General features: G+C 58.2%; 11 protein-coding genes. 1 reads left to right on the forward strand and 10 read right to left on the reverse strand.

Annotated features, from left to right (window positions below):
- Window positions 1–98 precede the first annotated feature (98 nt).
- Genes AC1DIH_RS17255 through AC1DIH_RS17265 form a run of 3 tightly spaced genes read right to left on the reverse strand, consistent with a single transcriptional unit; the run spans window position 99 to window position 1,862 of the window.
- Window positions 99–497, reverse strand: coding sequence for a DUF4440 domain-containing protein (locus AC1DIH_RS17255; protein ID WP_477772588.1), 399 nt, complete (start codon window positions 495–497; stop codon window positions 99–101).
- Between the two features lie 36 nt (window positions 498–533).
- Window positions 534–1,358, reverse strand: a complete 825-nt coding sequence (locus AC1DIH_RS17260; protein ID WP_477772589.1) for an SDR family oxidoreductase — start codon at window positions 1,356–1,358, stop codon at window positions 534–536.
- 39 nt (window positions 1,359–1,397) lie between these two features.
- The gene (locus AC1DIH_RS17265) at window positions 1,398–1,862 is read right to left on the reverse strand and encodes a multidrug transporter (protein ID WP_477772590.1); all 465 of its coding nucleotides are present in this window, start codon (window positions 1,860–1,862) and stop codon (window positions 1,398–1,400) included.
- An 808-nt stretch (window positions 1,863–2,670) separates the two neighbouring features.
- Here AC1DIH_RS17265 and AC1DIH_RS17270 point away from each other — a divergent pair.
- Window positions 2,671–2,886 (forward strand): hypothetical protein, encoded by a 216-nt coding sequence (locus tag AC1DIH_RS17270; protein ID WP_477772591.1) that lies wholly within the window; start codon window positions 2,671–2,673, stop codon window positions 2,884–2,886.
- An 866-nt stretch (window positions 2,887–3,752) separates the two neighbouring features.
- Here the strand turns inward: AC1DIH_RS17270 and AC1DIH_RS17275 are convergent.
- From AC1DIH_RS17275 to algG, 7 genes are all read right to left on the reverse strand, one after another.
- Window positions 3,753–5,204 (reverse strand): mannose-1-phosphate guanylyltransferase/mannose-6-phosphate isomerase, encoded by a 1,452-nt coding sequence (locus AC1DIH_RS17275; protein WP_477772592.1) that lies wholly within the window; start codon window positions 5,202–5,204, stop codon window positions 3,753–3,755.
- Window positions 5,205–5,417: 213 nt separating this feature from the next.
- The gene (locus AC1DIH_RS17280) at window positions 5,418–6,071 is read right to left on the reverse strand and encodes an alginate O-acetyltransferase AlgF (protein WP_477772593.1); all 654 of its coding nucleotides are present in this window, start codon (window positions 6,069–6,071) and stop codon (window positions 5,418–5,420) included.
- 14 nt (window positions 6,072–6,085) lie between these two features.
- Window positions 6,086–7,261 (reverse strand): alginate O-acetyltransferase, encoded by a 1,176-nt coding sequence (locus AC1DIH_RS17285; protein ID WP_477772594.1) that lies wholly within the window; start codon window positions 7,259–7,261, stop codon window positions 6,086–6,088.
- A gap of 11 nt (window positions 7,262–7,272) precedes the next feature.
- Entirely contained in the window at window positions 7,273–8,751 is a 1,479-nt protein-coding gene (locus AC1DIH_RS17290) for an MBOAT family O-acyltransferase (protein ID WP_477772595.1), read from the reverse strand.
- Between the two features lie 211 nt (window positions 8,752–8,962).
- Window positions 8,963–10,087 (reverse strand): mannuronate-specific alginate lyase, encoded by a 1,125-nt coding sequence (locus AC1DIH_RS17295; RefSeq protein WP_477772596.1) that lies wholly within the window; start codon window positions 10,085–10,087, stop codon window positions 8,963–8,965.
- 8 nt (window positions 10,088–10,095) lie between these two features.
- A complete protein-coding gene (locus tag AC1DIH_RS17300; protein WP_477772597.1) occupies window positions 10,096–11,544 on the reverse strand; it encodes an alginate O-acetyltransferase in 1,449 nt (482 codons plus the stop codon).
- An 11-nt stretch (window positions 11,545–11,555) separates the two neighbouring features.
- The gene (algG, locus tag AC1DIH_RS17305; RefSeq protein ID WP_477772598.1) at window positions 11,556–13,148 is read right to left on the reverse strand and encodes a mannuronan 5-epimerase AlgG; all 1,593 of its coding nucleotides are present in this window, start codon (window positions 13,146–13,148) and stop codon (window positions 11,556–11,558) included.
- Window positions 13,149–13,171 lie beyond the last annotated feature (23 nt).

Below are 13,171 nucleotides of genomic sequence, written 5' to 3' on the forward strand. Positions count from 1 at the left end.
ACAAAAGTTTGTTGATCGTTCCCACGCGCAGCAAAGGAATGCATCGTGCTACCACGCAGACGGTTCGACGGTTCGACGTGGGAGCGATCCTGCCTTGTTCAACCCTGGCAATATGTCTCATGCAAATGCCGCCACTGCAACGCACCTGACGGCAGCTTTTCAATCACCGCCGTCGCCCGCCGATCGTTCAGCACGCCGCTCGCATCGGACTGCACTTCTCGGTAGCTGACGGTGGCGCCGCCGGCGTGTTGGTCAATCCCGCGCCATTCGCTCAGGCCGATTTTCAAGCCCGGGCGGGCGCCGCCGAGTTTATCGAACAGTTCGCTCAAACCCGGATAATCCAGCACATTGCCGCCGGGCACGATCATCGAAAACTGCGGCGAGAAACGTGCCAGCAACTGCGTCAGTAGGCCTTTGTCGGCGGTGCCGCAAAACCATTGCTCGATGTCGACGAGGGTCTGGGTCACTTCGTTGAAGTAGAGGGTGTAGTCGGTCATATTCGCTCCTTGAAGTATCACTGTTATTTCTATTGATTAAAGGTGCACAGTCAGGCCAAACCGCTTCATCAGCCCGCTTTCCAGCAACCCCTTGGGCAGCAACCCCGCCAGCAATGGCAACGCCCGACTGCCATTGCCCAGACGCAGCAGTCGTGGCGGTTTGCTTTTCTGCACGGCTTTGAGCAGATCCCCGGCAAACGTGCTCGCCGGGGTCGGGTTGTTCTGAGAGGCCTTGGCCCGGGCACGAATTCCCTCGCGCAGCGGCCACCAGGGTGATTGTTCGCTGATCAACAGCTCGGCTTCAACGCCTGCGTTCTTGGCAAAACTGGAGGCAATGGCGCCGGGCTGGACTTCCATCACCCGGATGCCGAACGGCGCCAGTTCCATGCGCAGGGCGTCGCTCAAGGCATGCACGGCGGCTTTCGAGGCGCAATAGGCGCCGGCGAACGGCGTGACCAAAACGCCGGAGACGCTGCCGATATTAATCACTAATCCCTTGGCGCGACGCAGCACGGGAAACAGCGCACGGGTCACACCGACCACGGCGAACACGTTGGTTTCGAATTGACGTTGCATCGCCGCGACACCGCCGTCGAGCAGCGGCCCCATGGCACCGTAACCGGCGTTGTTGATCAGGATGTCGAGGCCGCCGTATTGCTGGTTGATCCGCTCACTCAATTGTTCGAGCGCCGGTTCATCGTTGACGTCCAGTTGCACCGCAGTGAACCCGGCTGCGGCGAGTATCGCCACATCCTCAGCCTTGCGCGCGGTGGCCAGGACCTCGAACCCGGCGTTTTTGAAGGCGTCAGCCAGGGCGCGGCCAATGCCGCTAGAGCAACCGGTGATTAACGCGACGGGCATGGCGCGGTCCTTGTGCAAGTAGAAGGGGGGAGGGAAGGATCAGTCAGAGAAACTACCTTGCAAATGCTCGGCGCGAAACTCCAGGGTTTGCGGGCGATAGCCAGGACGCAGCGGCGGCATCGGCAAGCAGTCTTCCCAATTGGCGCCGGCCTGCAATTCGCCGGGGCCACGGTAGCGTGGCGCGGTGTATTGATTGTCCGCCAGATTGACCGTATCGCCCGGCGCATAGGCGGCGATCCGCCAGCGCAATTCGGTCAGTGGTACGTCGTTGCCGTTGTTCAGCTTCAGTTCCAGCGGACGATCCGCCGGGCAGTGTTCCGGTGCGTAGGTGATGCGCAATTCCAGCCGCGCCAGTTGCTTGGCCTCGCGATTATCCAGCCAGACCACCCACGTCGCTACCATGGCCAATCCGACAGCTGCTGCCAGGGACACCGGCAAGGCTTTGGCCGGGTAGCGCAACAGCAGGAACAGCCAGGTAATGACCAGCAGGACGCCGATGAACATGAAGCGAAACCTCGGGAAGGGAAGACCGTCATGCTACCTAAGCGTAGATGGGATTGGCGATGGGCGGTTCGGTGTCACAGTATCTGGAAGGAGAGCAGGCGGGTGGGGTAACGAGGAACGCCCTTTCCCGTGCGAAAAAGACCGTTGAGTGCTTCAAAAATAGCCCCGATTACCAGGGCGAACTTCCGTCATTTATGTTCTCAGGTAGTCTTGCCTAAGGCATTGCTGACTCTTCCCGGAAAAATACTGCCCCAACCTTCGAGATGGTACATCGTTCCGATGTTTGCTCCAGGCTACAAGGTGCCCTTGATTTTAGTAATTGGATTCGTAACATCTGCTTTAATAAATGGGTGTGTCGGCTATAAATTTGCAGTGGGTGATTTTTATTTAAAAAAGATTTTAGCTTTTGCTATGCAATAGTGATAATTATTTTTGTATTGCCGTTCTCGTTGTTTATGGTTCTAAATATCCGTGGAGTATGATTTGTCGCAGATGGAATCTGCCTGCCTACACAGTGTTTAGTGTGTTGCATCCATCGGCTGAATCGACAGCCGAAAGGGAAACTATTCAGTAGCGCCCCTCGTGTCACCATGAAGGGTTGGTAGGGCTAGCCACTAAAGCCCCATAAATAAAGGCTTCCAGAGTCTCATCCAGTGTCCTGTCCCTCTTTCGTACCAATGCTATTCACATCGCTCTCAGATCCCAGCTTCCGACCTTCGATATAGAAAATTTTAAGCAACCTCCTTCAGGTTCTAGCTGTGGGCACTGTCAATGCTATGCTTGAGTTTTTTCGAAAGGAGGCGACACCATGCCGAACGAATATTCCTTATCGGACTTGCTGAAAAGGATCTATGACAACCAACTGGCTCTGGAAGCGGCCGTGATGGAGCTGACGCTATGGGTAGAACAGCGGGATTCGGCGGACGTGGGTGACAATGTGCGCGAAGCACTTCACATGCTTGAGGAAAATTCAGGTCATATCAATCAGGGCCTGGCTCGACTGAAGCGACTTGACATCGACTAACTGATTTCGCGTCAAACGTCGTTGGCGGCTATGACAGGTTATTAGGAATTTATGAAACCATTTCGTCCCCCCGCTCAAGGCAGTTATCGGCTACAAGCGGAAGCTTGAGGGCGACTTCGGCCTTGATGACCTTGAGTGTTACATCTACGGTGCTATTGCGTGATTCGAATCAATTTAGTCAACCTCCATTATCTAGATGGAAGGCAAAGTAACTGCAAGGGTTTGTTTAAGTATGCGCGCGGCAATCTGATTGTTGGGTTGGCAAGTATGCTGGGTAAAGGCTATTTGAGTTAGTTGGGGGCTGAGCAAACATGGTGATTACTTGGCAAGGTACCTCGATGGGGATGATGTTGGATAACTGGAAGATGATCTAAAATCTAAGCGTGGAAATTATGGATCTATTCAGGGCTTGACTAGGTTTGTGGGGGCGAAAAACAGGGGGGCAAGTTTCAGTAGTAAAGATTTTTGCGCGGAAAAACAAACATCAATTGCCGATCTAATTTTTAGAGCTGAAGAAAAATATCACGAAAATATAAAGGTGAGGTGTGGAAGATGGCTGTCGACCAGTGCTAGCTGGTAATTTTAAAAGAGTTACGCGGCGGAGCTTTCAAGTGGTAAGTATTCTGTACGTAAATCTTTTGGAAAGTATGCTGATGATGAATATGGTCGGAAGTCTATTGGTCGAGTAAGTAAGGCAGGGTGGAGTAGCTACAAGCCAAAAAAAGGCTTTGGGTGTCGCTTCGTTATCCAGTTGATAGTTGTTACGGGAGAGGTGGCAATCAATATTTTGGAAAAAGCCCCCGCCCAACCCACTGCGGATGGGGAGCGCAGCAGGCTGGACGGGGGCTTCTTGTGTTACCGGTTAATCACTGCGCAATAGTCTTCACCGACACCCCTCTTTCAATCGGTGTGGACCGACCATAAATATCCTCAAACCGCTCGATATCGTCCTCACCCAAATAGCTGCCCGATTGCACTTCAATAATTTCCAACGGAATCTTCCCCGGATTACGCAAGCGATGGACCGAGGCGATCGGAATGTAGGTCGACTGGTTTTCACAGAGCAGGAACACGTTTTCGTCGCAGGTCACTTCGGCGGTGCCGCTGACCACGATCCAGTGTTCGGCGCGGTGGTGGTGCATCTGCAATGACAGGCACGCGCCCGGTTTGACCGAGATGTGCTTGACCTGGAAGCGCCCGCCCATGTCCACCGAGTCGTAGGAGCCCCACGGACGGTAGACCTCGCAGTGGTTCTGGGTTTCGCTGCGGCCCTGTTCGTTGAGGGTGTTGACCATCTGCTTGACGCCTTGGACCTTGTCCTTGTGGGCGATCATCATGGCGTCCTTGGTCTCGACCACGACGATGTTCTCAAGGCCGATCACCGACACCAGTTTGCCGTTGCCGTGGATCATGCAGTTGCGACTGTCCTGGATCACCACGTCGCCTTTAGTGACGTTGCCGTTGGCGTCTTTTTCATGCACGTCCCACAGCGACGACCAGCAACCGACATCGCTCCAGCCAGCGGACAGCGGCACTACGCAGGCGCGTCGGGTTTTTTCCATGACCGCGTAGTCGATGGAGTTGTCCGGGCAGCAGGCGAAGGTGGCTTCGTCGAAGGTGATGGTGTCGGCATCCTGTTCACTGCGTTCCAGGGTCAGCAGGCAGGTGTCGTAGATGTCCGGGTCGTGCTTTTTCAGCTCTTCGAGGAAGCGGCTGGCGCGGAACAGGAACATGCCGCTGTTCCAGAAATAACCGCCGGCCTCGACGAACTCGGTGGCGCGTTTCACGTCGGGTTTTTCGACGAAGTGCGAGACCCGGCTGACGCCTTCGGGCAGCAAGGTATCGTTGGTGGACTTGATGTAGCCGTACCCGGTTTCCGGTTTGGTTGCCGGTACGCCGAACAGCACCATTTCACCGCGCTCGGCGGCGATGGTAGCCAAGGCCAGGGCGCGTTGCAGGGCTTTCTGGTCTTCCAGCACGTGGTCGGCCGGCAGCACCAGCATCAGTTCGTCACGACCTTCATTGACCAGCATCATCGCGGTCATGGCCACCGCCGGCGCGGTGTTACGGCCGAAGGGTTCCATGAGGATGCGCTGGGCTTCCAGTTTACGGTTGCTCAGTTGCTCGTTGACGATGAAACGGTGGTCTTTGTTGCAGACCACGATCGGGCTGTCCATGCCGTCGAACACCAGGCGTTCGAGGGTTTGCTGGAACAGTGTTTGTTCCCCCGTCAGGGCGAGGAATTGCTTGGGGAACTGTTTGCGCGAAAGCGGCCAAAGACGTGAGCCGCTACCACCTGACAAGATCACTGGAATCATGGTGTTACTCCTTCAAAATCGTAATGGGTTAGAGCGACGAGGTTTTGTCGTTTCACTCTTGTTCTTATTTCGTGTCCGAATTGACGCATCGGTCCATTGTGGGAGCGAGCCTGCTCGCGATGACGGAGTGCCAGTCAACATCGATGTTGGATGTCAGACCGCAATCGCGAGCAGGCTCGCTCCCACAGGGAATGCGTCAATCTGGAAAATTAATTAGCGCGTCGAGACCGGGCGTTTTACCCAGACTGGCGACAGGCTGCTGCCGTTGCCGGTGACGTAGAGCACTGCCGCTTCACCGCGCTCCAGGGCGACCGGTTTCACGTCGCTGACTTTCTTGTCGCCATCGAACAGCGCCAGGCTGACTTTCACCGGGTTGATTTCACGCTCGCCACGGCTCTTGGCAGCGACGGCCTGGACCACTTCGGTCTTGCCGTCGGCAGTCTTCAGGGTCAGTGCCTTGTCGCTGAGGTTCTGCACGCGGACCAGGGATTTCTGCTTGTTCTTGAACGGTGGTTCTTCGATCAGTAGCGGCTGGCCGCTGGCGTTGTTGACCAGGGTGTAATAGTGGTCGGCGGCGAGTTTCAGCGGCAGGCTCTGGCTACCGACCTTGGCGCTGTAGTCGCCACCGGGCATGAAGCTGAAGTCACTGCTGCCCAGTGGCGCGACATCGCTGATAGCGGTGCTGCCGACACTGGCGCTGACTTCGGCATTACTGGCGTTGTAGATGCGCACAAAGGTTGAGCCTTTCGGCGCGACTGGGCCGTAGAGCGCCGCGTCGCCACCGGCGAAGGCCTGGGACAGCAGACCCATACCGGCTACGAGGACGAAGGTCTTGGCGAGACGACGAGGAGTTTTGGTGAAAGTCATAGGAGTTACCTCTTTCAGTTTTGCGCCCGGTCGGGCGTCTCGGATTTGCGGTTAATTGCTACGTTTTGCTGGCGAGCACCGGCTTGCTTGAGCTCTGCGACCCACTGCGGGTCGGCGTCGCCGATTTCGTTGTTCACAGGCAGATAGCGTTCAGGAAACTCCCAGATCAGCACTTGTGGCGGGCTGTTCTTGAAGGCGTCGCTGTTCAGGTAGCTGAGCATCGGCAGGATCGGGCCATGGCCGTCTTCGGCGTAATTGACCACGTCGCTGTGCAGCGCTTGCTTGAGTGCGCCGACGAAGTTCCAGTTCGGGTTGGCGCTGTAGCTGGTGCCGATCAGCGCCACCGGCACTTCGTTGTTGGCGAACAGCGCGTCGTCACCGGCTGGCGGGTTCTCAACCACGTGGGTGTTGCGCTTTTGCAGGGGCTCTGGCGCCGGCATCAGGTTTTCGAACAGCGGGTCCAGCGGCAGGAACAACCTCAGGTCGCCCTTGTGGATGACTTGCTCTGCCGGCTCGGTGACAAAGCGCTGCGGCTGGCCACTGAGCGGAGTTTTGTCGGCGATGGTTTTGGCCAATTGCTCGGCGGCAATTTGCGCGCCTTCTGGCGTCCAGTGCGTGTCAGTGCGCAGGAACACTTGCTGGCCGTTCTGCTTGGCTTTCTGCAGCGGGCCGAGCAGGTCGGGGGCGAGGATTTTGTCGGCGGCGACACGGGCGTGAAAATCCTTGTAGAGGTCGGCGTGAATGCGCGCCGGTTTCACTTCACCCAGGTGTTCCGGGTACAGGCGAGTCTTGGCCGGGACAATCGCCATCACCAGTTGCACGCCCTTGGCCTTCAAGGTTTGGCGTACGCCTTCGACCAGCGCGTAGTTGCCTTGCAGGTTCAGTTCTTCGTTGACCACCGGGTTGAATTCTTCATCGCTGTACAACCACTGATCGCGACCGAGCACCACGCCCGGACGACCTTCGTTGAACAGTTTGAAATCAAGTAGCGCCCAGAGGTTGGTGCCCAGGCGTTTGATCGGGAAGTGGTCGTCGTAGTGAGTCTCCACAGCTTTGCTCCAGCGACCGTTGAGCACGGTTGCGTCGGCGTTGGTGTTGAAACCAAAGAAGCTGCGCATCGACCACAGGCCCAGGACCAACAGGGTCACCAGGAACAGGGCGATGTAGAACAGACGTAATGAGCGGGTCATGGTCAGATCCCTCAGAACTGGAAGTAAAGGAATGGCGAGAAGCTTTGCGCCGAGAGTTTCAGGATCGACGCGATGAACAGCAGCAGCACCAGCGCACGCGTGGCATAACGCGGCCAGTCCGCGACCCAACTGGTCGCCAACACCTGGGCATCGCCGCTGACAGGGTTGTTCGCCGTTACATCGATCCGCGCCGCAGGCCGGTTGCGGTAAAAGTCCCGCAGGCCGAAGAACGCCAGCGTGACGTACGCCACTGCCAGGGTCGCGACTTGCAGACCGGTGAGGCTGGCGCGGTTGAGTTCCGACAGCGACCACTCGCTGAAGCTGAACATCGCGCCATACATGCGGCCGGCAACGTGCAGGTTTTCCGCACGGAAAATCACCCAGCCCATCACCACCAGCAGGAAGGTCAGCGCCCAGCGGATCGGGTTGAAGCTGCGTGGCGAGGTGTTCAGGCCGATGGCTTTTTCAATCGCCAGCCACATGCCGTGCCACGCACCCCAGACGATGTAGGTGATGTTCGCGCCGTGCCACAGGCCACCGAGCAGCATGGTCAGGAACAGGTTGCGGTAGGTGATCAGCGTACCTTTGCGGTTACCGCCCAAGGTGATGTAGAGGTAGTCGCGCAGCCAGGTCGACAGGCTGATGTGCCAGCGGCGCCAGAACTCGGTGATCGACTGGCTGATGTACGGCTGCTTGAAGTTCTCCATGAAGCGAAACCCCATCATCAGGCCCAAACCAATGGCCATGTCGCTGTAGCCGGAGAAGTCGAAATACAGCTGCGCGGTGTAGGCGAGAGCACCGAGCCAGGCATCGCCGGTGGTCGGGTTTTGCAGGGCGAAGCAATGGTCGGCGACCACCGCCAGGGTGTCGGCGATAAAGACCTTCTTGATGAAACCCTGCATGAACCGCGTCGCGCCCTCGGAGAATTTGTCGAGGGTGTGGGTGCGGTTGTTGAACTGATCGGCCAGGTCGCGAAAGCGCAACACGGGACCGGCGATCAGGTGCGGGAAGATCGCCACGAACGCCGCGAAGTCGATCAGGTTGCGGGTCGCCGGGGTATCGCCGCGGTAGACGTCGATGATGTAGCTGATGGACTCGAAGATGTAGAACGAGATACCGATCGGCAACAGCACGTGGGTCAGGATGAACGGCGACAGGCCCATGGAGGTCATGATCGCGTTGAGGCTGTCGACCCCGAAGTTGGCGTACTTGAAGTAGCCGAGGATGCACAGGTCCACCGCTACGCCGAGCAACAGCCAGCGCTGCGCCGGTTGGGTCCGAACGCCGGCGGCACCGACTTTCAGGCCGATCCAGTAGTTCCACAACGTGACGCCGGCGAACAGTGCCAGGAAGTCCACGCGCCACCAGGCATAAAACACATAGCTGGCGATCAGCAGTAGCAGGTTGCGATAGCGTTGCCCGCTCAAGTAGTACAAGCCGAGAAAGATCGGCAAGAACAAAAACAGGAACACATTGGATGAAAACACCATCCTGATCTCTCCTTGTGTAACCAACAGTCAAGGGCCAACGGCCCCCCCAAACCCCCCGTGAAACTCTGGGGGCATATCACTCGACTCACGTCTTGCACCGAACCTGTGGGAGCGAGCCTGCTCGCGATTGCGGTTCAACATTCAGCGTCGATGTCGACTGACACTCAGTCATCGCGAGCAGGCTCGCTCCCACAGGGGATTTGTGTTCGGCTTATGAACCTTTGTTGCCTTTCTCATGGCTCGGGTCGTAGACCTTGGTCAAATCCCCACCCAGTCGAAAGCTCTTGAACGGCTGCATCGCATGCTTGCGTTCCAGCACATCCGCCGGGCAGGTGTAGAGCGTGCAGAAGGGTTCGAGCCAGGCGAATTTCGAGTCGACTTTGAGGTCGGTCATGTCCTGTTCCTTGCCGTTCTTCTGCTCGAACGTTTGCGGGTCTTTCACCCCGGCGAGCACCCGGTCAGCGAGGCGTTTCAGCGCGCCGTTGTTTTCCTGGCGCAAGTCGACACCGTTGACCTGAGCAAAACTGGCGATCATCGCCAGCGGTGGCAGGGCGTAGTTGTGATAGGCCAGCGCCCGTTGCTGGCGCTTGAGTTCGTTGGGCAAGAAGCCCTGGGCGTCGACCTGATTGGCGCCGACCTTGTATTCCTTCACCGCCCAGTCGAACAGGTCGCGGCGGTTGGTCGCGACCGACGTCGCCATCACCGACCAGGCAGCCCAGTACGAATGGTTGTTGGTTTGCTCAAGCGGCAGGTTGTCCCARTCGCTGACCACCTGATCGGCCATCTTGCTGAACCAGGCCTCGATCACTTGGGCTTCCTGCTGATGCGTTGCCAGCGGATGAGAGTCGGAGAACTTCAGGCGGATGTAGGCCGAGGCCATGCTGCCCAGCGCCCATTTGCGCATCGACTTGCCGGTGTGGTTGAAGTCCCTGGACATCAACGCATCGGCCCTGGCCCAGGCGGTGAGCCAGTTGAGCGTGCATTCCAGCTGTTCCGGGCGACCGTCGCGCATGAACTGCATCACCCGTTTGCTGGTGCCGCGTTCGAGCGTGGTGATGTCGGCGGTGGTGTCGCGAAAGGCTTTTTCCGATGCGACGTTCAGGGTCGACCGGGACTTGTCGGAGCCTTCGTATTTGCTGCGAAATTGCAGGGCGCCGGTGTACGGCGTCGGCGTCGCATCGCAGCCTTCGCTGTTGTCGCCGTTCTTGAATTTATCCACAGGCGCAAAATAACCCTGCGGCGGGCGCAACGGCGTGGCGGCGTGGGTCGCCCCGGCGAACATCGCCAGGCTCAAGAGCGTGGGGGCAAGCAGGGTTTTCAGTTTCTGATTTCGCATAACAGACCTCATTGTCCGACCTGAGCGGTACGTTGCTCGGCGCCCGGGAACACGTTGCGTTTGCAGATTTTCGCTTCGACTTTTTGTGGCGCAGCACCCGCTTCCGGGCCCTGGATTTCGACCGCCAGCAGGTTCTGCGTGGCCCAGTCTTCATCGGTGCGCAACTCAAAGGCGAAACGCCCGTCGGTATCTGCGGTGTGGGGTTTGTCGATCTTGATGTCTTCGTGGCGACCGTTCATGTACCAGAGGGTGGCTTGCAGGGTTTTCACCGAGGGATCGGCGAAACGGATGTCGACCTGATGGTCGCTGTTGCGCAGGTCGATGTTCTTGCTGTTGACCATCAACTCGTTTTTTCCCGGCTTCAACGTGGTGCTGCCGGACATCCGTGCCTCTTTGCCTTCGCAGCCGTTATCGAGCAGCGCCATCATCTGGCGGTAGATGGTTTGCTGGTCGAGGCGATAGAGCGGCGAGAATTCCCAGATGAGGATTTTCGGCGGCTTCTTCTGGAAGTCTTCACTGCCCAGGTACTGCAGCATCGAGCCTTCCAGGCCTCCGCCGGGGAAAGCGACGTTGAGAATGTCAGCGCCGATGGCCTCTTCGAGGAACCCGGCGAAGTTGTAGTTCTTGCCACTGTGGCTGGTGCCGACCAGGGTGATTTGCGGGTTGCCGGAATCGCCGAACAGGTCGCCGTCTGCTGCTTCACCCTTAGGCTCGGTGGTGAACTGGTCCATGTACTGGATCGCGTAACTGGTACCGCAGAGCTGCCCGGCCATGTTGTGCAGGGTGCCGGTCTTGCCCATGCGCCCGGACCTTTTGGTCTCGAATTCGCGCTTGGGAATGCCGGCGAAGGCCGGGAGCTGCTTGACCTTCTCGGCAACGATTTTCGCCGTGCGCTGGGCACCGTAAGGCGTCCAGTGCTGGTCGCCACGGAAGTAGAAATCGTGGGCGGGCAGGGTGTCCGGCAGCGATTCGTTGGTCAGCGGCGACAGGTCCGGCACCACGTAACCCATTTCGGCGAAACGCCCAAGCATGCCCTGGTAGTTTTTAAGCGCCTTGTCGTAGTCGAACGCGGCTTTCTCTTGCGGGTTGAGCTTGTTGCGGTTCACCAGGCCACGGGTCGGCTGATACACCACCACCAGTTCAACACCTTTGCTCTTGAACGCGTCGTGCAACTGCTTGAGCCGGCGATAGCCTTCGGGTGTGGTGTTGAACTCGGTGCGCAAGTCTTCCTGGGTGCGGAATAGCCAGTCGCCTTGCGCTTGCACCAGGGTGGTGAAGTTTTGCTGATAACGTGTGGTGTAGTTCTTCGCGTCGTGCGCTTCCGGGCACAGGTTGCAGCAGGGTTCGGCGCTGAAGCTCGGTGCCTTGGCGTCGTCTGCACTCGCCGTAAAGCTTGCGGCAGACATCGCGGCAGTCAAGCCGGCGAGGCTGAACAGTTTGATCAAATGGGCTTTCATGAAAGTCATCCTCAGTCGCGCATTTCGGTCTGGCGTTCGACGGGGTCGATCAGCACGGCTTTCTGTTGGCGCACCAGCAGGTCGAGGATTTCGTCCTGGCGTTCGCCAAGGATCCCCGAGAAGCTGATGCCGCTGGATTTGGTCGGGGCGAGCATCGACACCCGGTACAGCTCGACGCTCAATGGCGAGTCGATGGACAGCGGTCCACTGCCATTGGCCGCCAGTTCGCCACCGACGACGATCAGCGAGACCTCGGCATCGAACGGGTCGAGCTTGATGTCGCGGTCGGTGTCGGTGAGGTCCTTGATGTGCCCGTAGACCCCGGTCAGGCCGTTGTTCATGGCGACGTTTTCGTAGAGGCGAATGTTCACGCTGTTACGAATGCGGATGCCGTGGCGCTGGTTGCTGATCACCTTGTTGCCCCACAACAGGTTGTCGGCACTCTCGTAGAGGGTGATGCCGTCGGTGTGGTTGCGGTAGATCTCGTTGTAGGCGATCAGGTTGTTGACGCTGTTACGGTCGATCACCAGCCCCGAGAGGTGGTTGTCGTAGCTGCGGTTGTTGAAGATGAAGCTGTCGTTCACTTCGCGGGAAATGATGATGCCGTGCTTCTTCTTCGTTCCATGCACCGTGTTGTCGGCGATGATCAAGCCGTGGGAACGGTCGTGGGGGTCGATGCCGTAGACGATGTTGTCGCGGTAGGTGTTGCCCTTGACCACGAAGTCGCGGGTTTCATAACAGTAGAAGCCGTACCACATGTCCGAGAACTCGGAGCCGATGATCCAGCCGGTCGGTTCCGGGCGCTTGAGTACCTTGGCCATGTTCGGCGTGTACTGGGAAACACTCACCCCGTAGGACTTACTGTTGGAGTAACCGAAACTGGCCAGCCTGCTGTTGACGATGTAGGTCTGGGTACCGCCCCAGGACAGCAGGAACGGACGGAAGTCCTTGGGCGAACGGAAGGTTGCCGGGCCATTGTCCTTCTCGCGCCAGCCGGTGATTTTGCTGTCACGCACAAACAGCTGGCCGTCGTTGACCATGAACGAACCGGCCTCTTCGGACAGACGCAACTCTTGCGTCTGTTGGTCGATTTCGAGGATGCCTTTTTGCCCGACCACGATCGGCAGCCTGGCGAGGAACACACCCGGTGAGGTCTCGCTGAAGTATTGCTTGGGCAGCTTCTGAGTCAGGTCCTTGAGGTTGACGTAACCGTCGTCGATGAAGATCGCCTGGGGAATGCCGTGTTGACGTACCACCCATTCAGCCATCTTGTTATCGCCGCCGATGAAGTCCTTCAAGGCGTCTTCCTGCATCATCCGGCGCACGCTGACCTTGCCGGCCTTGCTGCGCACGATCTTCGCCGCGACGGCTTGCGCGGTGTAGCCGGACAGGTCGGGCAGTTTTGGTGCCACCAGTTCCAGTGATGCGGTCGGCGCGCTGCTGACGGTGTAGGTCTTGGCCTGTTGCAGTCCTTTGGCCACAGTCGCTTGCGGCCCTTTTGGCACCGGTGCTGGCGGCTCGACGTTGGCAAACACCGCTGAGCTCGCCAGCAGCATCGCGCCGACCAACAGGCTGAGCGAGCCTTTGAGCGCTGGGTGGTTCATCTGGGGCACTCCCTTGGCGGCTC

The sequence above is a fragment of the Pseudomonas sp. 05N36 genome (assembly GCF_056397385.1).